This is a genomic window from Haemophilus sp. UMB1048 (genome assembly GCF_030218125.1).
Classification (GTDB): domain Bacteria; phylum Pseudomonadota; class Gammaproteobacteria; order Enterobacterales; family Pasteurellaceae; genus Haemophilus_D.
This window is the reverse complement of record NZ_JASOPB010000003.1, coordinates 28,833-50,534: the sequence shown is the minus strand read 5'-3', so window position 1 is coordinate 50,534 and position 21,702 is coordinate 28,833. Positions and strand designations below refer to the sequence as shown.

Sequence of the window (21,702 nt, the reverse complement as noted above, 5' to 3'; positions counted from 1 at the left end):
ACTGTCTATGATTCAACCTTTCGGATTTTATATAGGAACATATTATGTTTGAATGGCTTGTTGATCCTGAAGCATGGATTTCATTGCTTACTTTGGCCGCTCTTGAAATCGTCTTGGGTATTGATAACATTATTTTTATTAGTATTTTAGTAGGACGTTTACCCGCGAATCAACGCCAATCTGGTCGTATTATCGGTCTTGGATTAGCGATGATTACTCGTATTTTACTTCTTGTTTCTCTTTCCTGGATGATGAAATTAACGGAGCCACTATTCACTTTAGTCGGTCAGGAAATTTCGGGTCGCGATTTGATTTTATTCCTTGGGGGCTTATTCCTGATTATGAAAAGTACAGGTGAAATCAAAGAAGCGATGCATCCTGAATCACATCATGAAGAAGAGAATAATAAGAAGAAAGTCAGTTATTTGGGTGTATTAATCCAAATTGCGATTTTAGATATTGTGTTTTCTTTAGACTCAGTGATTACTGCGGTAGGGATGGCAAACCACCTTCCAGTGATGATTTTGGCAATTATGATTGCAGTAGGTGTGATGATGTTTGCAGCGAAACCAATTGGTAATTTTGTTGATACCCATCCGACATTGAAGATTTTAGCCTTAGCATTCTTAATTTTAGTTGGAGTAAGTTTAATTGCTGAAAGTTTGGATATTCATATTCCAAAAGGCTACATTTACTTTGCAATGGGCTTCTCAACAGTAGTTGAAATGCTCAACATCAAGATGCGAAAATCACTTGGTCATTAAATCATATAAAAAGGCGGAACAATGTGTTCCGCCTTTTTTTAGTCATTATAGAATACCCCTTTCCCATACAAATACATGGTGACTTGTTCGCCAGTATGATATTCGTTAATGAGATCTTCATTGATATTCAATTCATAACCACCAACATCAATACAAATATTGATAGCTCGTCCTCTTGATTCAATTCGCTTAATCACACCGTTAAAAGAAGCGGTCGGATCTTGGATTTTTTTCGCAAGAGAGAATTGCTCAGGGCGGAATAACACTTCCCCTTGCGTATGGCCATTTCCTTTATTTTCGATGGCAATTTCACCTAATTGACAGGTCGCGATGCCATCGCTTTTTAATGTTGCAGGAAGAATAATGCTGTCCCCAATAAATTTAGCAATAGACAAATACTGAGGTGACCAATAGAGCGTTTTAGGTGTCGCAATTTGGAGAATTTTTCCTTCTTGAATCACTGCGATTTTGTCTGCATGACATAGCGCTTCATCACGATCATGGGTCACGAATACGGCAGAGGAACCACTTTCTCTTAATACTTGTAACATATCGTAACGAATTTGATTTCTCAGATGCTCATCTAATGCACTGAATGGCTCATCAAACAGGATTAATTCAGGGCTTGGTGCAAGTGCTCGAGCAAGTGCAACACGTTGCTGTTGACCACCAGAAAGCTGATGAGGGAAACGGTCCGCTAAGCTGCTAATACCCGTGAGTTTCATCACTTCCTGTATTCGTTGTTTTTCCTCTTCCGTTTTTCCTTTACCATCGCCTAAACCATAAGCAATGTTGCGGTAAACATTTAAATGAGGGAATAACACGCCTTCTTGTACCACATACCCTAATTTGCGCTGCTGGGTTGGCACATTGAGGTTTTCTTTAAAAATAGGTTGATTCTTTAACCAAATCTCACCGCTTGTTGGTTGTTCAAAACCAGCAATACTACGCAATAAGGTGGTTTTTCCACAACCAGATGCGCCAAGAAGAAACAGAATTTCACCTTTCTCTAATTGCAGAGAGATATTGTGTAGAACCTGGTGTCCGTTAAAGGATTTATTCAAATTTTTAATGTCGAGTAATGTTGTCATTTTTATCTTCTCGTTATTTAAAACCGTATCGTTTCAGTAAAAATACAGGAATCCCTGAAAATAGCACTAACATAATGGCATAAGGCGTTGCAGCCGCATATTGTGCATCAGAGGTGTATTCCCACACCGCAGTTGAAAGCGTTTTAATGTCATTAGGGGTCAGTAATAAGGTTGCGGTGAGCTCTTTCATTAAGTTTAAGAACACTAAAGCAAAGGCAGCAGCAATCCCTGGTAGCATAGCCGGAATGACTAAGGTTCGGAAAATATAAAAGTTGCTACGGCCCAAGCTTTGTCCTACCTTTTCAATGTTGCTAGACATTTGTTCAAGCGAACTCCGCAAGGTCGTTTGTGCCATTGGAAGATAAAGCATAAAGTAGGCGACGATAACCATGGCAAAGGTTTGATAAAGGGAATAGGCATAGTTGATGGTAAAGAAGACCAATGATAATGCGATAACAAGCCCTGGCACAGCGTGAAGTAGATAAGGGATTCGATCAAGCCAAATCGTCAATTTACTGCGATAGCGTACCGCAGCCCATACCAATGGTAGTGCACAAATAACGGTAAGTGTTGCACCCAGTGTTGATATAGTCAGTGAATTTGTGAAGGCGGTAAAAAATTCCCCAAAATCGACCGCACCTTCAATGGAACTTCCCACGGTTAGCCAATAAATCAGCATAGTAATCGGCACACCAATACTGAGCACAAAAATGGTCGTGAAAAAGCTTACGACTAAAATTTGTTTTCCTGCTGAGAGGGTTTTCAATGGATACGGACGTATTACGCCTTTGCCGCTTTGATAGAGTGTTTGTGTGCCTCTAAAACGAATTTCCCCCATCACAACAAAGATACAGATCACCATTAACACACCAGAAAGTAAGGCGGCGGTGTTGTTATTAAAGGCCATTTCATATTCTTGGAAAATTGCCGTAGTGAAGGTTTGGTAATTTAAAATAGACACGGCGCCAAAGTCTACCAACATATGAAGCGCAATTAATAATACGCTGCTACCGATGGCGGGTTTGAGTTGTGGAAAAATCGCATGCCAAAATGTGTAAGCCTGGCTTTTAGCTAATGAAAGGCTCACTTCTTCTAAAGAGCGGTCGAGTCTTTTTAAGGTCGCCGCGACAGGGAGATAAGCAAGCGGGAAAGAACTCAGCGTCATAATGCCGATGGTTCCCCAGAAGCCTTCCACTCTGAAGGTAAGACTGATCCACGTAAAACAACTGACAAAAGCCGGAATACAAAGAGGGAGCGTCATGGCTACTTGGAAAAAGCCTTTTCCCCAAAAGCGATAACGTTCTAATAAAAACGCACATAGTGTGCCGAGAATAATGGCAAAAAGTGTGACAAATACCATTAAAAGTAGGGTATTACTGAGCAATTCCCACATTCTTGGGCGCCAAAGTAATTCAATGCTGCGAGCCAATCCGACATCTGCAGCACGCTCAATAACATATAAAAAAGGGAGTAATAATGGCAAACTAATCAGCACGATTAAGGCTATAAGCCAGCGAGGTGGGCGATTAGACACAGAAAAATCCTTTAAAATATTAGTGTAAAATAAGTAGAGTAAATAACAGAAGGGCGTGTATTACACGCCCTATATTGCATAGCAAATTAAACTTATTTCAAACCAGCTTCTTCAATAAGTTTATTGGCGTTGTCTTTGTCTTCAGAAGTCGTTGCCGAAACAACAGGCGCTTCTAATTTCGCATAAGGTTCCATGTTAAATGGAGAAACCACATCGGTACGAAGTGGGTATTCTGCACGTACTGAAACAAACGCTTGTTGTCCTTCTTTACTTGCTAAGAAATCAACGAATTTTTTCGCTTCTTCTTTATTTTTAGAACCTTTTAATACCGCTGCACCAGAATAGGTCACTAATGCACCTGGATCTTGATGACGAATGAAGTAAAGACGTGTTTTGAGGTTATCAGCACCTTTTTCTTTTGCAAGTGTATACCAGTAATAGTTGTTGATTAACGCTGCTGGTACTTCACCATTTTCAACCGCTTGAAGAGCAACGCTGTTTTTCGCATAAAGTTTACCGTTTTCTTTTAAGCCTTTTAACCATTTAAGAGCGGCATCTTTACCTTTTAATTTGGTAATCGCAACAACTTGCTCTAAGAATGCGCCTGAAGTTGGAACGTAACCAATTTTATCTTTCCATTTTGGTGTTGCATAATCTAACACGGATTTTTCCATGTCTTTTTCAGATAATTTAGTGTGATCGTAAACCACAACACGAGAACGACCGCTTAATGCGACCCAGTCTTTTTTCGGTGCAACAGGCACACCTTTGTGTGCAGTTTGTTTAATAGTATCTGCAGAAAGCGGTTCTAATAAGCCCGCATCAGAGAGTGCCGCGAAAGGTGCAGTTTGTTCAGAAAAGAATACGTCAGCAGGGGTTTTATCGCCCTCTTCTTTTAATTGACCTGCAAGTTGATCACTTTTAGCACTGTTTAAGGTCACTTTAATGCCCGTTGCTTTTGTAAATGCATCAGCAACAGCTTGAGAACCTTCTTTGTGCTGTCCATTGTAAACAGTAATATCTGCAGAAGCGAATCCTGCAAACGCCATTAAGCCGGTTAGTGCGGCAATTTGGAAGTGCTTAATTTTCATGAAAACTCCTTTATGTTATCGGGCAAATCGCCCATTTTCTGAAAATAAAATTCGTCCCATTCTAATATATTTAAAAGAGATAATGCAAATAATTCTCAGATGTTTTTCTCTTATATCAAAATTTCATATCCCATTCTATTTTTTTACTTCGTCCTATGTTGATTTTTCTCCATAATGTCTAGTAGAAATTTCTAATAAGGACGGATATGAATATTCAGCAAATCATTAAACAACATCATTTAGAGCTCTTATTCCAGCAAGGGTCGTTTGGGATTGAAAAGGAAAGTCAACGGGTATATGCAGATGGTTCAATTTTGACGTCACCGCATCCTAAAGCTTTTGGTAATCGTCGTTTTCACCCTTATATTCAAACTGATTTTGCAGAAAGTCAGTTGGAATTGGTGACTCCCCCTATGAAAAAGTTAGAGGATACACTACGTTGGCTTTCAGCCATTCATGAAGTGACTTTGCGAACTTTACCGGAGGATGAATTTATTTTTCCTTTTAGTATGCCTGCAGGATTACCGCCAGAAGAACACATTAAGGTTGCACAATTAGATAATCAGGAAGATGTGGCTTATCGTGAGCATTTAGTCCAGTCTTACGGTAAATATAAGCAAATGGTCAGTGGTATTCATTACAATTTTCAAATTGACCCTAAGTTTATTGATGCCTTATTTCATGCACAAAATGAAACACAAAGTGCGGTTGATTTTCAAAATAATTTTTACTTAAAAATAGCGAAGAACTTCTTACGCTATCAATGGATTTTACTTTACTTGTTTTCTGCAACACCGACGGTAGAGGATAAATATTTCAGAGGCAATTCCCCCCTTAAACCGCATCAATATGTGCGGAGTTTACGTTCAGGGAAATATGGTTATGTGAATGATCCAAAGATCCACGTCTCTTATGACAGTTTGCAAGAGTATGTTGAGACATTAGAACACTGGGTGAAATCGGGTGATTTGATTGCGGAAAAAGAGTTTTACTCAAGCGTACGTTTGCGTGGCGCTAAAAAAGCGCGCGATTTACTTCAAAAAGGAATTCAATATTTAGAATTTCGTTTGTTTGATCTCAATCCGTTTGCACCTTATGGAATGGAACTCGCTGACGCGAAATTCATTCATTATTTTATTTTGTTAATGGCATGGCTTGATGATACCGCTGATCAAGAAGGTATAAAATTAGGCAAAGCACGTCTTGCTGAAGTGGCATGGGAAGACCCAAGACAGCAAAGCGTTTATGCGGTAGAAGGCGAATTAGTCCTCCTTGAAATGCTCAAAATGCTTGAGCAACTTAATGTGAGTGATGAGATTAAAACGATTGTTAAAGACAAATTAGGACAATTTGCGGATCCAAGCCAAACGCTTTGTGCCAAAGTGGTTGCGGCAATTGAACAGGTCGGCAGTTACCAACAATTAGGGGCCGATATTGCGCAATCTAATAAAGCAAAAGCCTTTGAACGTTTTTATGCATTAACTGCGTTTGATAATATGGAACTGTCCACACAAGCGTTATTGTTTGATGCAATCCAAAAAGGGCTAAAGATTGAGATTTTAGATGAACGCGATCAATTTATCAGTCTTCAATTTGGCGATCATTTGGAATATGTGAAAAACGGTAATATGACTTCTCACGATAGCTATATTTCTCCACTCATTATGGAAAATAAAGTGGTGACGAAGAAAGTGTTAGCGAAAGCAGGATTTAATGTACCGCAAAGCATCGAGTTTACCGATGTGAAAAGTGCGGTCGAAAATTTCCCACTTTTTGAAAATCGAGCCGTCGTGATTAAGCCAAAATCAACGAATTTTGGTTTAGGGATTAGTATTTTCCAGCAAGGTGTAACGGATCGAGATGATTTTGCAAAAGCTGTAGAGATTGCTTTCCGTGAAGATAAAGAGATCATGGTTGAAGATTATCTACTTGGCACTGAATATCGCTTCTTTGTGCTGGGGGATCAAACGTTAGCCGTCTTATTACGTGTTCCAGCAAATGTAATTGGAGATGGTGTACATACCGTTGCTGAATTAGTTGCGGCTAAAAATGATCATCCTTTACGGGGCGATGGTAGTCGAACACCATTGAAAAAAATTGCATTAGGGGATATTGAGCAGTTGCAGCTTAAGGAACAAGGCTTAACTGTGGATTCTATTCCAGCGAAAGATCAACTTGTCCAATTACGTGCGAATTCCAATATTAGTACAGGCGGCGATTCTATTGATATGACGGATGAAATGCATGCCAGTTACAAAGAAATTGCGGTCGGGATTAGCAAAGCAATGGGGGCGGCAGTGTGTGGCGTGGATTTGATTATTCCTGATTTGAAAAAGCCGGCAGAACCGAGCCTACATTCGTGGGGTGTGATTGAGGCAAACTTTAATCCTATGATGATGATGCATATTTTCCCATTTAGTGGACAATCTCGACGATTGACAATGAATGTGATTAAGATGCTTTTCCCTGAATTACCTTAATTTAGTTATCGGGCTTCATCAGTTGGTGAAGCCCGTTTTACATTCATCGTAATTAGGCTAAAATGGAAACAGTATTCACAATTCTAAAATGAAATTTAATGACAACTTTTACCTTAGAACCTCAAGAAAATGATCGTCTGCAATCCCTTTGTGGGGCATTTGATGAAAATATCAAACTGATTGAAAAAGAATTTAAACTCAATATTTCCCGCAATAATTTCACTTTCACGGTGAAATCTAACGATGAAAGTCCGAAACCACATCATGAGCAATTAGTTGAGCGTGCAGCTAGATTAATCCAAGCATTATATGTGGAGACAGCGCCAATTAAGGGGAAAGTGAAAGAACTTGATTTGGAAGATGTGCATATTGCCTTGCAAGAGAGCAGAATGTTATCGCAAGAGGGCAGTGAGTCACGCAGTGAAAATCACGTCTATAGCACCACAATTAAAACCAAGCGAGGTTTGATTAAACCGCGTGGTGAAAATCAAATTCAGTATTTACATAATATTCTTACGCACGATATTAGTTTTGGGATTGGCCCCGCTGGCACAGGGAAAACCTTTTTAGCCGTAGCGGCTGCTGTTGAGGCATTAGAGCGCCAAGAAATTCGTCGCATTTTGCTGACTCGTCCTGCGGTGGAAGCGGGCGAAAAATTAGGTTTCTTGCCGGGTGATTTAGGCCAAAAAATTGAACCTTATTTACGACCACTTTATGATGCGTTATTTGAAATGCTTGGCTTTGAACGTGTACAAAAATTAATGGAGCGTAATGTGATTGAAATCGCGCCATTGGCTTATATGCGTGGTCGCACACTCAATGACAGCTTTATTATTCTAGATGAAAGCCAAAATACAACAGTTGAACAAATGAAAATGTTTTTGACTCGTATTGGTTTTAATTCCAAAGCCGTGATTACAGGGGATGTGACTCAAATCGATTTACCGCGCAGCACAAAATCGGGTTTACGCCACGCCATGGAAGTATTAAGCAAAGTGTCGGAATTGAGCTTTAACTACTTTGAGAGTAAAGATATTGTACGACATCCTGTGGTGGCAAAAGTGGTGCAGGCTTACGAAGAATGGGAAGCTCAAGATGAAATTCGTCGCCAAGAAATCGCAGCGCAGCGTCGAGCTGAACGTGAGCAAAAAGTGCGGTCAGAAAATGAAACGAATTTAGGAGAATAACATGGGCAATATGATTATCGATTTGCAACTGGCCTGTGAAAATACAGAAGTCTTGCCATCAGAAGCGCAAATTCTGCAATGGGCAACCGCTGCAGTTCAACCAGAAAGTGATAATGTTGAAATGACAGTACGTATTGTGGATGAAGCGGAAAGTCATGACTTGAATTTGACTTATCGTGGTAAAGATCGTCCAACCAATGTATTGTCTTTCCCTTTTGAATGTCCTGACGAAGTGGAATTACCGCTGTTGGGCGATTTGGTGATTTGTCGCCAGGTAGTAGAACGCGAAGCTATCGAGCAAGAAAAGCCTTTAATGGCACATTGGGCGCATATGATTGTGCATGGCAGCTTACATTTGTTGGGGTACGATCACATTGAAGATGATGAAGCCGAAGAAATGGAAAGTTTAGAAACTGAAATTATGCAGGGTTTGGGCTTTGCTGACCCTTATCTTTCCGAAAAATAATGACGATTTGGAGCAATTATGTATAAAGCCGTATTCAGCGATTTTGATGGTACTTTATTAACTTCCGATCATCGAATTTCGCCTAAAACCTTAGATGCACTTCAACGCATTACAAAACAAGGTATCCCATTTACACCAATCTCTGCGCGTTCGCCGCTTGGTATTTGGCCTTATGCGAAACTCATTGAAAACTACAACATCATTGTGGCATTTAGTGGTGCCTTGATTTTAGATAAAAACGCCACGCCTATTTATTCGGTACAAATTGATCCCGCTGATATTCAAGCCATTAATCAAGTATTAGCAGACCATCCTGCACTAGGTGTCAATTATTATACCTATGATGATTGCGTCGCTCGCGATTTGGATAATAAATGGGTGATTTATGAACGTAGCGTGACAGGCATTCAGATTGATCCTTATGATGAAAGTGCGGTCTATTCTCCACATAAAATTCAAATCATTGGTGAAACAGATGAAGTGATTGCTATTGAGCAAATCTTGAAAGAGAAATTCACGCATTTAAGTATTTGCCGTTCTCATGCGAATTTCCTTGAAGTGATGCATAAATCCGCGACAAAAGGTAACGCGGTACGTTTTCTTGAAGATTATTTTCATGTGAAGATGGAAGAATGTGTTGCTTTCGGCGATAACTTTAACGATTTAGATATGCTAGAAAGTGTGGGATTAGGCGTTGCAATGGGCAATGCTCCCGATGAGATTAAAAAAGCCGCCAATCGCGTCACCGCTTCGCATAATGATGATGGGATTGCATTGATATTGAATGAGATTTTTCCTGAATAAATAAAAAGGCGCTTTCTATAAAAAAGCGCCTTATTCATTATAGTGCGGCTAGTGCTGCTTCATAATTTGGTTCATTTTTAATTTCAGACACCAGTTCACTATGTAGCACATTGTTGTTTTCATCTAAAACAATTACTGAACGTGCAGTTAAACCTGCGATTGGACCTGTTGTGATGTTTACCCCTAAGTTTTCATGGGCTTCTTTATGACGGAAAGTAGAAAGCGTTTCTACGTTCTCAATACCTTCTGCACCGCAGAATCGTGTTTGTGCAAAAGGCAAATCAGCTGAAATGCAAAGTACCACAGCATTTTTTAAATTAGCTGCTTGTTGATTGAATTTGCGGACAGAAGTTGCACATACACCTGTATCAATACTTGGAAAAATATTTAAAACTTTGCGTTTTCCTGCATAAGTATCAAGCGTGACGTTAGCGAGTTCTTTATTGGTTAGCGTAAGTGCGGTCACTTTCTCTCCTTTTTTGGGAAAGTTGCCGCTTACTTCAATGGGATTACCCATCATTGTTACTTGAGTCATAAATGCTCCTATTTTTCATTTCCTAAATTAAGCACTTTTTTAAGTGCAGTAAAAAACTTGTCATTTTCTTGTGGTAAGCCAATACTGATACGTAAGTGATTTGGCATGCCATAACCTGCAATTGGGCGTACAATCACGCCTTCACGCAATAATGCATCATAAATTGGTGCGGCAGGCTGTTTAAAATCAATGGTAATAAAATTACCTTTAGACGGAATAAAGTCTAAGCCATATTGTTGGCAGAAGGCTTCATAACGTTTCATTTCTTGCCGATTATTCTCAGCCACTTTTTCAACAAAAGCATCATCGTTCATCACCGCAATCGCACTGGTTAAAGCAAGACTATTACAGTTAAACGGTTGACGAACACGGTTTAATAAGTCAGCGATTTCAGGATTAGAGACTGCGTAACCAATACGTAACCCCGCCAAACCATAAGCTTTTGATAGGGAGCGAGAAACGATAAGGTTAGGGTATTTATCTAGTAATGCAAAAGAATTAACGCGTTCGCTTGGATGAGTAAATTCGGTATAAGCCTCATCTAATACCACAATCACATTTTCAGGTACTTTGGCCAAGAAGGCATCCAATTCTGCTTCCGTTAAGAAATTCCCCGTTGGATTGTTTGGATTGGCAATAAAAATCAGCTTGGTTTTATCTGAAAGTGCGGTCAAAAATCCGTTTAAATCGTGTCCCCAATCTTTAGCAGGAATTTCTTTTGCGACAGCGTTAATGGCTTTGGTCACTAAAGGGTAAACAATAAAGGCGTATTGTGAATAAATCACTTCATCATACTCACCCGCAAAGGTATGAGCAAAGAGCTCTAATAAATCGTTAGAACCATTGCCAAGGGTGATTTGGTTTGGTTGCACACCAAATTTTTTTGCAATAGCCTCTTTAAGTTCAAAACCATTCGCATCAGGGTAGCGCGTTAAATGATCAAGTTGGGCTTGAATGGCTTTTTTCGCACTTTCAGGAAAACCGAAAGGGTTTTCATTTGAGGCCAGTTTAACGATATCAGTAATGCCTAATTCGCGCTCGAGTTCTTCGATTGGTTTTCCGGCTTGGTAAGGTGAAAGAGATTTTACGCCTTGATTGGCGACGTTGATGTATTGCATATGCTTTCCTTATAAAAACGAGCGGGCCTTTCAGCCCGCACGTTGAGTTTAGTTAATCAGATAATTAGCTATTTTCAGCTTCAAATTTTTTCATGAATTCAATGAGTGCTTGTACGCCTTCTAATGGCATCGCGTTATAGATAGAGGCGCGCATACCACCTAATACTTTGTGACCTTTTAAAGCTTGAAGACCGGCAGCGGTAGATTCTGAGACAAATTTAGCATCAAGTTCAGGATTGCCTGTCACAAATGTGACATTCATGGTTGAACGGTTTTCTTTAGCCACTATGTTACGATAGAGTTTACTGCTATCAATGTAGTCATAAAGGGTTTGTGCTTTCACTGCGTTACGTTTTGCAATTTCTTTTAAGCCGCCGATTGCTTGAATGTGTTTGAAGACCAATGAACAGAGATACCACGCAAATGTTGGTGGGGTATTGATCATGGAGTCTGCATCACGTTGTGTGGCGTAATTCCAAATTGATGGTGTCGCTTGGCGTGCATGACCAATTAAATCATCACGAATAATCACGAGCGTAATCCCTGCAGGACCAAGGTTTTTTTGCGCACCGGCATAAATAACACCAAATTTGCTAATATCAATTTCACGAGAGAGAACATTAGATGACATATCTGCTACAAGCACCGCATTGCCTATATTCGGTACATCAAAAATTTCAACACCGCTAATCGTTTCATTTGGACAATAGTGAACGTAATCGTATTGTTCCGCAATGTCACTGAAATCAAGATTAGTGATGTGTGTGTGCTCACCATTTTCCACAATGGTAATTTCATCAATTTCAGCAAAGTTACGCGCTTCTTTAGCCGCGGTTGCAGACCAGTGGCCGCTATTTAAGTAAAGCGCTTTGCCTTTCTCACCGATTAAGTTCATCGGTAATGCCGCAAATTGACCTCGAGCCCCACCTTGTAGGAATAACACACGATAGTTATCTGGAATGTGATACACCTCACGTAAATCTTTTTCTGCTTGAGCAATCAATTCCATAAAATATTTGCCACGGTGACTGACTTCCATTACCGATACACCTTGACCAAGCCAGTTGGTTAGCTCTGCTTGTGCTTTTTGTAGGACCTCAGGAAAAATCATGGCTGGACCAGCGCTAAAATTAAAGACTTTTGACATTGTGTTTCCTTATTTTATTTTGAATGGATTCTTCATTTTTACCACTACCGAATAGGATAATCAACTAAATCAAACAGTTTTTTGATCTAATCCATCAATTTAAATTTAAGCTTTTGACGGGGACGAAAAAAAAGGCTACATTACTCGAAGTTTGTTTTTAACTTTGAGAGAGTCGATCATGGGAAATGTAAGTAAATCCTTCCAAGAAGTATTAGAGTATGTGCGTTTATATCGTTTGAAAAATAAACTTAAGCGCGACATTGAAGACAACAACCGCAAAATTCGTGATAACCAAAAACGTGTCTTATTATTAGATAACTTAAATCAATATATTCGTGATGATATGAGCATTGAAGATGTTCGTGCGATTATCGAAAATATGCGTGATGACTATGAAGGTCGTGTGGATGAGTACAACATTCGCAATGCGGAACTTTCTACTTTACGCCGTGAAACGAGCAATAAGATGAAAGAACAGAAAAAAGCGCACGCGAAATTAGTGAAAGATTCATCAAATAAAATCACATTATAAATCCTCAAAAGAAATGACCGCACTTTGTTGAAGTGCGGTCATTTTTTATGGTGTTTTTAGGATGAACTATAAATGATTAAACATCATAAGTGCCCATCACCACAGCTTGATCTAGAATATGCCCTTGCATCGCAAAATGCAGATCATTAAAACGGAATCCCGGTTTGAGGTTTAGTTTGGTATCGAGTGCATACACAATAAGTTCATAGCGGTGTAAACAATTTGGCGGAGCCATACCGCCATAGAATGAGGCTTCTTCAATATCAAATTGACCTAATTTACTTGCCCAAGTATTTGCACCTTGTACGTAATCTGTTGCGGTTTGGCTTTCATTTTCTTGAATAACCGTACGTTCAAGATTTGCAATGAGCCAATGAATCCACACAAAGCCACTCGCCGTAATTGCGTCTTTATCTTCTAAGACAACCGCAAAGGATTTAGTGCCTTGAGGGGCATCGTGAATTTCAAACGGGATAGAGTAGGTTGGCATACCATTTGGGCTAAATTGTGTGCCGCGTTTACCATATTTGTCTTCAAAGGCACCATTTTGAATGGCTGAACTGGTTACAAACATTGTTTTCTCCTTAATTTCTCACGGAATACACTTTAAATTTGGTAGTTTGAGCAAGGACTTCAAATTTCCCGAAATGTTGTGTTAATAAATCGGGATAGGGTAGAAATGCATTAGCAACGATACGCAGTTCTCCGCCTGCCGTTAAATGCCATTTTGCTTGTTGAATAAGTTCTTTCACCGCACGATAAGCGGTATCGACTCCATCGTGGAAAGGCGGGTTTGAAATAATCAGATCAAATTTCCCTTCAATATGGGAAAACACATCGCTTGCGATAACCTGACCTTCAAGCTGATTTTCAGCAAGCGTTTGGCGAGCGGATTGAATTGCCATTGCATGAATATCAGTCATTGTAATATCCGCTTTAGGATGATGTTTTTTGATCATGGAACCAATGACACCCGCCCCACAACCAACGTCTAACACTTTGCCTTGAATTGGTGACGTTAAGGTAGAAAGTAGAAGCGATGTTCCACTATCAAGTTCATTAGCACTGAATACACCCGGCAAGCTGTAAATACGGAGATCGCCTAATGCATCATTTTGGTAGCATTTCCAATAAGATTGAAGATCAAAGTGCGGTTGTTTTTGTAAGGAAAAATGGTATAAACCGCAACGACGAGCTGAGTCAATTTTGCCAATTTCACCGTAAGGTTCAAGCAGTTTTTCAGCTGAACGGACGCCACAACGATTTTCACCGATAATCAACACTTCTTGACCAATTTTACTTTTGGCGAGTAGTTGCATCAGCTGAAAATTCACTTCTTGTTTATTCTTCGTCCAATAATAAATAATCAAATCGGCTTGCGGCTGAAATTCAACCTCAAAATTGACCGCACTTTGGGTTTTGGCATAATCAAAATACCAACTCCAAACCTGCACAGATTGGCAATGTTTTTGCAATATTTGAGGAAAATCATCATTAATGCCGCCGGCAAGAAGAATTGATTTACCGCTAAAAAGGGGAAGATGGCGTTGTAAAACTTCGCTTTCGAGAGAAATCACGCTTTAAATCCTGTGGTTTATTGGTTAAAATTATGTGTTATTCTAACAAAAGAAAACGATTTAAACGTATTTATTAAGGAATTATTTATGAAAAAAATCATCACCGCAGTCGCAATGGCAAGTTTATTGTCTGGCTGTCAATTAATCGAACAACTTCAAGGTAACAAACAAAAAACTTCAACCTTACCAACAACAAGCTCAAAAGTTGAATTACCTGCTGCACAAGCGCAAAGCTTAGATGCGCAGTTTGAGCGCATCAAAAAAGGTAACCAAGAAGTCACATTCAATGGCGAAAAATTCTATAAACAAACTAAAGCCTTTGATAAATCAGAAGATCCGCGTTTCTTAAGTGGTGCAGCAAGCGTAGATCGTAGCAATCGTAAATTCATTATGAGCGAAACCTATTATTTAAAAGATGTTTCTCACGTTCCTGAATTAACAACAAAATATCTTGATGCAAACAAAAAAGTATGTGAGTTAAAAACGATTGGTAACGCTTCAGATGTTTACTATGCTTGTGATGGTAAAGATTTCCAACGCTTTATCGCCGTGGTTTATCAAGCGAAAAACATTCTTTCTTTCCGTAGCTTAAAAGCATATCAAGAAAAACCAACAGATGCGCAAGAAAAAGCGATTGTTAAAGGTTTAAGAGATTATCCGTTAGATACTATTGCTCGTTAATCTATGGATAGACGCAATCTTCTTTTAAATGAAATGGGAATAACCCGTTGGCAGCTCTATCGCCCAGAAGTATTGCAAGGGGCGGTAGGTGTGAGTGTTTCAGAACAAGTGAAATTTATTGTGGTGACTAATGATAATCTCTTGAGTTCACCGCTTTTTGCAGATATTCGACTTGCGCTAGAGCTCAAAAAAGAAGATTGCCTTTGCCTGAATTTCGATCAAATTCAACATATCACGTTACAACATTCTGTACGGTATTGGTTATTGGCTGAAAATGCTGATGAAATTGACCGCACTTTGCCTTATTGCCTAAATGCAGAGCGAGTTTATCGCTCTGTTGATTGGCAACAATTCCAGCAAGATAGCCAAGCTAAACGTGAGCTTTGGCAACAAATCCAACAAATTTAATCATTATGGCTTCTCTTTTTCCTATTGAAGAATGCGATATGGATCGCTTATATGAAATTGAACAAGCAGCACATCTTGTGCCTTGGTCATTGGGAACATTGAAAAATAATGTCGGCGAGCGTTATCTCAATTTGAAATTAGTGGAAAAGGAGCGAGTGCTTGGTTTTGCTATTTGCCAAATGGTATTAGATGAAGCCACATTATTTAATATTGCGATTGACCCAGCTCAACAAGGAAAGGGCTACGGTTCGTTTTTATTGCAAGGTTTAATGGATAAGCTTAAAGAGAAAGGCATTCAAACGCTTTGGCTTGAAGTGCGAGAATCGAATCCTGCTCGATTCCTTTATGAAAAGTTGGGATTTAATGAGGTTGATATTCGTAAGAATTATTATCCCAAACCAGATGGTGGACGAGAAAATGCTGTCGTGATGGCATGTTATCTCTAGAATGAAAAAGTGCGGTCAATTTTGACCGCACTTTGTTTATCTGAAAAATAAGACATTACACTTCTTCTGCTGGGAAGACAAATGGATTTAACCCACTGCGTGCGAAGCCTTTTTCTTCCATTTCAATATCTAAGAAAATTGATGCTAAATCATCTGCTACCGCTTCAACATTCGGATCTTTTTCTTGGAACATGATTTTTAAATAGCTTTGGCAATCGCCACAGGTTTCAGCACGAACAAGAGCAAGCTCTTCATTTAATGACCACATTTCAAGATTTTTGTGTTCATTGCAGTTTGTGCATTGTGCGCGCACTAAATTCCACTCACTTTCACAGAGATTGCAGTGCAAATAGCGTAAACCTTGTGAAGTACCGATATGGACAACACTTGACACTGGCGCAGAACCACAAACTGGGCAGTAATGTAGATTGTCAGTTCCTTCTTGGTGACTGTTATGAGGAATTTGTTGAGCCAGTTGTAGCCAATAAAGAGAAAGCGCAGCCCAAATAAAGACAGCTTTATCGGTGCTCACCAAATTAAATTCTTGGCTTAAAAGATGACTAGCCATTTCTTCAAGCTCTTTATCAGAGGCTTTTTCAAGATTCTCAATCGTAGCAAGAACCTGTTCATTTGCTTTTGGTTTAATGCTATGTAAAATTTCTTTGAGATATTCAATCCAAATACTTGAGCGTTTAAATGTTTTAGTATTTAACGGTTCAAGTTCATCTAAATTATCGAAATGCTGTTTTTCTAATGGATTTTTTTCAAATACGCTTAATTGGCTTTCCACAACATCTGCAGCAAAGAGTAAATAATCAGCCAATGGATGATCTTTCGCTAATTCTCTTAAACGTTTTGCACGACGTTGATAAAGATTTTTAGGGTTAGCAAACAAAACAGGCGGAATATCGTATGAATTCGTTTTTTGTTTGATTTCGTCTGCAGATAAGATTTTGATACTCATAATTGTCTCTTAAGTATTTATAAGAAAAAGTGCGGTCAATTTTAACCGCACTTTTTGATTTTAGCCATTGATACCTTTGAACAATGCTTTGGTTTTTACTTTTTTACCTTCAGCTTCGTTTTTAAGGTCTTCTTCTAGCTTAGGAAGTACTTCCTCACGATACCATTTCGGGTGGTGTTTTTTCGCCCAGCGAACGGTTACCCAACCTTCCACGATACCACGAATGGAGCCTTTCACCCAGAATGCCATGTACATGTGTACCAAGATACCGGTGAACAACATGAATGCACTTAAAGAGTGAAGTAAAATCGCAAAACGTAATACCGGGATAGAGAAGTAGTGCGAGAAAAATTGACGCCACATAATGATGCCGGTTACAAGCAAGGTAACCATCGCCAAGTTCAATGTCCAGAATAACATTTTTTGACCAAGGTTATACTTACCGTTATAAGCAACAGCGTGTTCATTTCCTTTCAATACTTCAACCATGCCTTTTAACCAGCGGATATCGTTTTTCTCTGGAATGTTGTGATCCCAGTAAAGATAGCCAAGGAAAATAAAGGCAACGAACATAATGATACCGGTGAACGGGTGAATTGCTCGCGCCAGTTGCGGGGTACCTAAAATCTCAGTTAACCACGCAAAATCTGGGAAGAAGAAAGCCACACCAGTGAACATCGTCATAAAGAAGCAGATTACGAGTAGCCAGTGGCTAAAACGAGCAGGCGTTCTATGACGAATGATTCGAGTATCATTGCTAATCTCAATCTTACTCATCTTTGCCCCCTTTTCTATCTTCTTCTTCAAATATTTCGTGATGATCTTCTACATCTTCTTCTACGTTTGGACCTACAGCTAAGTAGTGACCGATTTCAGCAAGCGCTAAACCTCCCATTGCCACAGCAGCTACCGGTTTCAAGATATCTTTCCACACAGTGACGGTGAGGTCAATTTGTGGATCTTTCGGTAGACCGTTATAAAGCTCAGGTTTATCAGCATGATGTAATACATACATTACGTGTGTACCGCCCACGCCTTCAGGGTCGTAGATGCCTGCATTTTCGTAACCACGTGATTTTAAGTCAGCAACACGTTGTTCTGCGTAGAGTTTCATCTCTTCTTTAGAACCAAAACGAATTGCACCGGTTGGACATGTTTTCACGCAAGCCGGTTCTTGGCCTACAGAAACACGATCCACACAAAGGGTACATTTGTACACGCGGTTGTCGTCTGGGTTCATACGTGGAATATTGAACGGACAACCTGCGATACAGTAACCACAACCGATACATTTATCAGATTGGAAATCCACGATACCGTTCGCATATTGGATGATTGCACCTGGTGCAGGACAAGCTTTTAAACAGCCTGGTTCTGAACAGTGCATACAACCATCTTTACGGATTAACCATTCTAAACGATCATTTTCTTCTACTTCGTTAAAGCGCATCACAGTCCATGCTTTTGCGTTGAGATCTACTGGGTTATCGTAGATCCCCACACATTGTGCATTGACGTCAGAGCGGATATCATTCCACTCTGAACAGCCCACCTGACAGGCTTTACAACCGATACAGGTGGATACGTCGATTAATTTTGCTACTTCAACTTTATGATCTCGCGCTTGAGGTGCTGGCGTAAAACCAGACGTAGCGGAGACCTTGATAATGTCTTGCGATTGAACGCCTTGACCATTTCCTGCCATATTATGCCCCCGCCTTCTCGATATTTACCAAGAATGTTTTATATTCTGGTGTTTGTGTAACCGATTCACCCCAAGATGGTGATAAGGTATTGGTGGAGAAACCACGATTACCTTTACCATTTAAGGCTTTCATCCCCCAGTGAATTGGAAGACCTATATGGTGTACGGTACGTCCGTCGACTTCTAAATCTTTCAAACGTTTCGTTACGACTGCGACGGCTTTAATGTAGCCACGGCGAGAAGTAATTTTCACCATATCACCTTTTTGGATACCTTTTTCTGCAGCTAATTTTTCACCGATTTCTACGAATTGTTGTGGTTGAGCGATGATATTTAATGCAGATTGAGCAGTCCAACTGTGGAAGTGCTCGGTCAAACGATAAGTCGTAGCCACATACGGGAAGTCTTTATTTGAGCCGATAAATTCGCGGTCTTCTTTATAAATACGAATTGTCGGATCTGAGACGACACTTGGATGCAGTGGGTTAGTATCAATTGGGCTTTCAATTGGTTCATAGTGCTCAGGCACTGGACCACTTGTAATTTTATCTACTGCAAATAAACGGCCTACACCTTCTGCAGACATAATGAATGGACCTACATCAGAACCCGGTGGTTGTGTACCATAGTCAGCCACATCATGCCAGTTCCAGTTTTTACCGTTCCATTTGATTAATTGACGATGTTTATCCCAAGGATTACCGTTAATATCAAGTGAAGCACGGCTATAAAGGACACGGCGGTTTGCTGGCCATGCGAAGCCCCAACCTAATGTACAACCTAAACCTGAAGGGTCAGAATTGTCACGGTTTGCCGTTTGGTTACCTTTTTCAGTCCATTGACCTACGTATATCCAGTTACCTGCAGAGGTTGTACCGTCATCACGTAAGTGAGCGAATCCGTTAAGTAATTGACCTTTCTTATAAACCACATTACCGTTTGCATCTAAAAGATCTTCAAGGGCATAACCATTTAATTCTTTTGCTAACTCTGCGGAGCTTGGCGCATGCGGTTGTACATAGTTCCAAGTCATCGCTTCGAAAGATTCTAAACCTTTTGGTTGAATACCTTTTTTCAAGTCTTCTTGATAGAGATGATGCATCTCTTCACGAATCATAGAAAGAATTTCAACATCTGGTAGTGCTTCACCTGGTTGGTCACAGCCTTTCCAGTGCCATTGCGCCCAACGACCGGAGTTGGTAATAGAGCCATCTTCTTCTGCGAAACAAGTAGTTGGTAAACGGAATACTTCAGTTTGAATATCTGCTGGATTTACATCGTTTGATTCACCAAAGTTTTTCCAGAATTCAGAAGATTCAGTTTGAAGCGGATCCATTACGATTAAGAATTTCAATTTGCTCATACCTGCAACAGTTTTGTTTTTGTTCGGTAATGAGTTTAATACGTTGAAACCTTGTAAAATCCAACCGTTCAATTTGCCATCATTCATTAACTTAACATGAGTGATAGGATCGTATAAACGATCTGCTTTCGGTAAGAAATCGAAGCCCCAACCATTTTCTTTGGTTGCTTTATCACCATAGAACGTTTTCATCATACTCACGAAGAATTTCGACGTATTACGATAGTAGTTCACTTGGTTCGGTACGATATCTTTTGGCGTAATCGCATTAATGTATTGTTCGTAAGAGCTATCTTTGTCATTTGGTAGACGCATATAACCTGGTAAAGACATCGGCAATAAGCCCATATCTGTTGTACCTTGTACGTTTGAGTGTCCACGCAATGCATTAATACCACCGCCTGGCATACCCATGTTACCTAAGAGTAATTGGATCATTGCCATTGAGCGAATGTTTTGTGTACCAATTGTATGCTCAGTTAAACCTAACGCATATAAGTGCGTCATAGTTTTGTTTGGAGCAGAGGTTTTACCAATCTCTTCACAGATTTGTAAGAAGGTTTTTTGTTTGACGCCTGTGATACGCTCAACCATTTCTGGGGTATAGCGAGAGACGTGATCTTTCAAGATATTAATCACACAACGAGGATCTTGTAAGGTCATATCACGTTTGGCAAAACCATTTTCATCAAATTGATAATTCCATTTTGATTTATCGTAAGCATGTTTTTCTTCATCAAAACCTACGAATAAACCATCTTCAAATTTGAAGCCTTCATCAATTAAGAATGAAGCATTGGTATAGTGTTTAACGTATTCGTGTTGGATTTGATTGGTTTCCAATAGGTAACGGATCACACCCATTAAGAATGCGATATCAGTACCAGAACGAATTGGCGCATGAAGGTCAGCTACAGACGCTGTACGGTTAAAGCGAGGATCAATTACGATGATTTTTGCACCGTTTTTCTTCGCTTCGATCGCCCAACGGAAGCCAACAGGGTGAGCTTCAGCAGGGTTACCGCCTTCAACAATAATAAGATTGGCGTTTTTGATGTCAACCCAGTTGTTTGTCATGGCACCGCGACCAAATGATGGAGCAAGACTTGCTACCGTTGGTCCGTGTCAAGTATTCGCTTGGTTACACATCGGCACTATGCCCATCATTCGAACCCATTTATGGGTAAGAAGTGCGGCCTCATTACTCATAGCGGAGGCGGTCATAATACCTGTAGTTGTCCAACGGTTAACAGTTTTGCCACTTGCATCTTTTTCAACAAAGTTGGCATCACGGTCATCTTTTAGTAAACGAGAAATGCGTTTGATTGCATCTTTCCAAGAAATACGTTCCCACTTGTCAGAACCTGGTGCACGATATTCAGGATATAGTACGCGACTTTTACTATTAACATAGTCTAACGCACCTGCACCTTTCGGACACAACGCTCCACGACTTACCGGATGGTCTGGGTCACCTTCAAGGTGGAATAATTTAGAACGGGTATTGGTACCTGTGTGGCTGCTTAAGGAATCGTAAGGTTTACCTGTGCTATATAGCAACATACCACAGCTTACAGAACAATATGTACAGGTGTTACGGGATTCAAATGCCCGTAATAATTTGTACTCACGTGGCGCTGCTAAAACAGATGATGGTGCAAAGCCCAACATTGCCGCAGACGTCCCCGCCATACCACCTGCACAGATCTTAAAGAACTTACGTCTAGAGACCTGCATAATCACTCCTTCATAACGGCGAACCGTTAAGATATTTCGATAGTATAAATTCGTATAGATAATTTATTTGAT

Annotated in this window: 21 protein-coding genes; 9 read left to right on the top strand and 12 right to left on the bottom strand. The window is 39.9% G+C overall.

The genetic code is table 11. The features are described from left to right. The first annotated feature begins 44 nt into the window (after positions 1–44). The gene (locus tag QP437_RS03385) at positions 45–764 is read left to right on the top strand and encodes a TerC family protein (protein WP_049372408.1); all 720 of its coding nucleotides are present in this window, start codon (positions 45–47) and stop codon (positions 762–764) included. A 38-nt stretch (positions 765–802) separates the two neighbouring features. Here QP437_RS03385 and QP437_RS03380 read toward each other — a convergent pair whose 3' ends face one another. The 3 genes from QP437_RS03380 to QP437_RS03370 all read right to left on the bottom strand — a co-directional run bounded on the left by QP437_RS03380 (position 803) and on the right by QP437_RS03370 (position 4,480). Continuing rightward, complete coding sequence (locus QP437_RS03380; protein WP_285266958.1) at positions 803–1,855, bottom strand: ABC transporter ATP-binding protein; 1,053 nt, start codon at positions 1,853–1,855, stop codon at positions 803–805. A 13-nt stretch (positions 1,856–1,868) separates the two neighbouring features. After that, positions 1,869–3,389 (bottom strand): iron ABC transporter permease, encoded by a 1,521-nt coding sequence (locus QP437_RS03375; protein WP_285266957.1) that lies wholly within the window; start codon positions 3,387–3,389, stop codon positions 1,869–1,871. Positions 3,390–3,481: 92 nt separating this feature from the next. Beyond that, complete coding sequence (locus QP437_RS03370) at positions 3,482–4,480, bottom strand: iron ABC transporter substrate-binding protein (RefSeq protein ID WP_054418009.1); 999 nt, start codon at positions 4,478–4,480, stop codon at positions 3,482–3,484. A 206-nt stretch (positions 4,481–4,686) separates the two neighbouring features. On the opposite strand from QP437_RS03370, the gene gshAB reads away from it, so the two are divergent. From gshAB to QP437_RS03350, 4 genes are all read left to right on the top strand, one after another. Next, positions 4,687–6,960: a bifunctional glutamate--cysteine ligase GshA/glutathione synthetase GshB gene (gshAB, locus tag QP437_RS03365; RefSeq protein WP_285266956.1), complete on the top strand. Its 2,274-nt coding sequence runs from the start codon at positions 4,687–4,689 to the stop codon at positions 6,958–6,960. Positions 6,961–7,058: 98 nt separating this feature from the next. Next, the gene (locus QP437_RS03360) at positions 7,059–8,147 is read left to right on the top strand and encodes a PhoH family protein (protein ID WP_285266955.1); all 1,089 of its coding nucleotides are present in this window, start codon (positions 7,059–7,061) and stop codon (positions 8,145–8,147) included. A gap of 1 nt (position 8,148) precedes the next feature. Further along, positions 8,149–8,613, top strand: a complete 465-nt coding sequence (gene ybeY, locus QP437_RS03355) for an rRNA maturation RNase YbeY (protein ID WP_285266954.1) — start codon at positions 8,149–8,151, stop codon at positions 8,611–8,613. 18 nt (positions 8,614–8,631) lie between these two features. Continuing rightward, a complete protein-coding gene (locus tag QP437_RS03350; RefSeq protein ID WP_285266953.1) occupies positions 8,632–9,417 on the top strand; it encodes a Cof-type HAD-IIB family hydrolase in 786 nt (261 codons plus the stop codon). A gap of 37 nt (positions 9,418–9,454) precedes the next feature. Here QP437_RS03350 and tpx read toward each other — a convergent pair whose 3' ends face one another. The 3 genes from tpx to serC all read right to left on the bottom strand — a co-directional run bounded on the left by tpx (position 9,455) and on the right by serC (position 12,217). Then, a complete protein-coding gene (gene tpx / locus QP437_RS03345) occupies positions 9,455–9,952 on the bottom strand; it encodes a thiol peroxidase (protein ID WP_285266952.1) in 498 nt (165 codons plus the stop codon). A gap of 8 nt (positions 9,953–9,960) precedes the next feature. Further along, positions 9,961–11,070 carry a histidinol-phosphate transaminase gene (hisC, locus tag QP437_RS03340; protein WP_285266951.1) on the bottom strand — a complete coding sequence of 370 codons (1,110 nt, stop codon included), beginning with the start codon at positions 11,068–11,070 and terminating at the stop codon, positions 9,961–9,963. A gap of 64 nt (positions 11,071–11,134) precedes the next feature. Next, complete coding sequence (gene serC, locus QP437_RS03335) at positions 11,135–12,217, bottom strand: 3-phosphoserine/phosphohydroxythreonine transaminase (protein WP_285266950.1); 1,083 nt, start codon at positions 12,215–12,217, stop codon at positions 11,135–11,137. Between the two features lie 178 nt (positions 12,218–12,395). Here serC and QP437_RS03330 point away from each other — a divergent pair, with 178 nt between their 5' ends. Next, positions 12,396–12,749, top strand: coding sequence for a DUF496 family protein (locus tag QP437_RS03330; protein ID WP_049366844.1), 354 nt, complete (start codon positions 12,396–12,398; stop codon positions 12,747–12,749). Between the two features lie 76 nt (positions 12,750–12,825). Here QP437_RS03330 and QP437_RS03325 read toward each other — a convergent pair whose 3' ends face one another. Together QP437_RS03325 and rsmC are read right to left on the bottom strand one after the other, a co-directional pair. After that, a complete protein-coding gene (locus QP437_RS03325) occupies positions 12,826–13,323 on the bottom strand; it encodes a YbhB/YbcL family Raf kinase inhibitor-like protein (RefSeq protein ID WP_285266949.1) in 498 nt (165 codons plus the stop codon). Between the two features lie 10 nt (positions 13,324–13,333). Then, positions 13,334–14,326 carry a 16S rRNA (guanine(1207)-N(2))-methyltransferase RsmC gene (rsmC, locus tag QP437_RS03320; protein ID WP_285266948.1) on the bottom strand — a complete coding sequence of 331 codons (993 nt, stop codon included), beginning with the start codon at positions 14,324–14,326 and terminating at the stop codon, positions 13,334–13,336. An 87-nt stretch (positions 14,327–14,413) separates the two neighbouring features. Between rsmC and QP437_RS03315 the strand changes: the two genes are divergently transcribed. From QP437_RS03315 to rimI, 3 genes are read left to right on the top strand one after another with little or no spacing between them, the layout of a single operon-like run. Further along, positions 14,414–15,007, top strand: a complete 594-nt coding sequence (locus tag QP437_RS03315; RefSeq protein ID WP_285266947.1) for a hypothetical protein — start codon at positions 14,414–14,416, stop codon at positions 15,005–15,007. Between the two features lie 3 nt (positions 15,008–15,010). Beyond that, on the top strand, positions 15,011–15,415 hold the full coding sequence (locus QP437_RS03310) for a DNA polymerase III subunit psi (protein ID WP_285266946.1): 405 nt from the start codon (positions 15,011–15,013) through the stop codon (positions 15,413–15,415). A gap of 5 nt (positions 15,416–15,420) precedes the next feature. Then, positions 15,421–15,861 carry a ribosomal protein S18-alanine N-acetyltransferase gene (rimI, locus tag QP437_RS03305; RefSeq protein WP_285266945.1) on the top strand — a complete coding sequence of 147 codons (441 nt, stop codon included), beginning with the start codon at positions 15,421–15,423 and terminating at the stop codon, positions 15,859–15,861. A gap of 55 nt (positions 15,862–15,916) precedes the next feature. Here rimI and fdhE read toward each other — a convergent pair whose 3' ends face one another. The 4 genes from fdhE to fdnG are packed head-to-tail and all read right to left on the bottom strand — an operon-like array spanning position 15,917 to position 21,630. After that, the gene (fdhE, locus tag QP437_RS03300) at positions 15,917–16,825 is read right to left on the bottom strand and encodes a formate dehydrogenase accessory protein FdhE (RefSeq protein ID WP_285266944.1); all 909 of its coding nucleotides are present in this window, start codon (positions 16,823–16,825) and stop codon (positions 15,917–15,919) included. A 60-nt stretch (positions 16,826–16,885) separates the two neighbouring features. Then, complete coding sequence (locus QP437_RS03295) at positions 16,886–17,602, bottom strand: formate dehydrogenase subunit gamma (protein WP_285266943.1); 717 nt, start codon at positions 17,600–17,602, stop codon at positions 16,886–16,888. Beyond that, a complete protein-coding gene (gene fdxH / locus QP437_RS03290; protein ID WP_285266942.1) occupies positions 17,595–18,530 on the bottom strand; it encodes a formate dehydrogenase subunit beta in 936 nt (311 codons plus the stop codon). Before fdxH ends, QP437_RS03295 begins: the two co-directional genes overlap by 8 nt. 1 nt (position 18,531) lies before the next feature. Further along, the gene (fdnG, locus tag QP437_RS03285; RefSeq protein ID WP_285266941.1) at positions 18,532–21,630 is read right to left on the bottom strand and encodes a formate dehydrogenase-N subunit alpha; all 3,099 of its coding nucleotides are present in this window, start codon (positions 21,628–21,630) and stop codon (positions 18,532–18,534) included. Positions 21,631–21,702 lie beyond the last annotated feature (72 nt).

Excerpts from the sequence above, each read along its gene's own strand:
- QP437_RS03385 (WP_049372408.1), top strand. The coding sequence starts at position 45 with ATGTTTGAATGGCTTGTTGATCCTGAAGCATGGATTTCATTGCTTACT.
- QP437_RS03380 (WP_285266958.1), bottom strand. The coding sequence starts at position 1,855 with ATGACAACATTACTCGACATTAAAAATTTGAATAAATCCTTTAACGGA.
- QP437_RS03370 (WP_054418009.1), bottom strand. The coding sequence starts at position 4,480 with ATGAAAATTAAGCACTTCCAAATTGCCGCACTAACCGGCTTAATGGCG.
- gshAB (WP_285266956.1), top strand. The coding sequence starts at position 4,687 with ATGAATATTCAGCAAATCATTAAACAACATCATTTAGAGCTCTTATTC.
- QP437_RS03360 (WP_285266955.1), top strand. The coding sequence starts at position 7,059 with ATGACAACTTTTACCTTAGAACCTCAAGAAAATGATCGTCTGCAATCC.
- ybeY (WP_285266954.1), top strand. The coding sequence starts at position 8,149 with ATGGGCAATATGATTATCGATTTGCAACTGGCCTGTGAAAATACAGAA.
- QP437_RS03350 (WP_285266953.1), top strand. The coding sequence starts at position 8,632 with ATGTATAAAGCCGTATTCAGCGATTTTGATGGTACTTTATTAACTTCC.
- tpx (WP_285266952.1), bottom strand. The coding sequence starts at position 9,952 with ATGACTCAAGTAACAATGATGGGTAATCCCATTGAAGTAAGCGGCAAC.
- hisC (WP_285266951.1), bottom strand. The coding sequence starts at position 11,070 with ATGCAATACATCAACGTCGCCAATCAAGGCGTAAAATCTCTTTCACCT.
- serC (WP_285266950.1), bottom strand. The coding sequence starts at position 12,217 with ATGTCAAAAGTCTTTAATTTTAGCGCTGGTCCAGCCATGATTTTTCCT.
- QP437_RS03330 (WP_049366844.1), top strand. The coding sequence starts at position 12,396 with ATGGGAAATGTAAGTAAATCCTTCCAAGAAGTATTAGAGTATGTGCGT.
- QP437_RS03325 (WP_285266949.1), bottom strand. The coding sequence starts at position 13,323 with ATGTTTGTAACCAGTTCAGCCATTCAAAATGGTGCCTTTGAAGACAAA.
- QP437_RS03315 (WP_285266947.1), top strand. The coding sequence starts at position 14,414 with ATGAAAAAAATCATCACCGCAGTCGCAATGGCAAGTTTATTGTCTGGC.
- QP437_RS03310 (WP_285266946.1), top strand. The coding sequence starts at position 15,011 with ATGGATAGACGCAATCTTCTTTTAAATGAAATGGGAATAACCCGTTGG.
- rimI (WP_285266945.1), top strand. The coding sequence starts at position 15,421 with ATGGCTTCTCTTTTTCCTATTGAAGAATGCGATATGGATCGCTTATAT.
- fdhE (WP_285266944.1), bottom strand. The coding sequence starts at position 16,825 with ATGAGTATCAAAATCTTATCTGCAGACGAAATCAAACAAAAAACGAAT.
- QP437_RS03295 (WP_285266943.1), bottom strand. The coding sequence starts at position 17,602 with ATGAGTAAGATTGAGATTAGCAATGATACTCGAATCATTCGTCATAGA.
- fdxH (WP_285266942.1), bottom strand. The coding sequence starts at position 18,530 with ATGGCAGGAAATGGTCAAGGCGTTCAATCGCAAGACATTATCAAGGTC.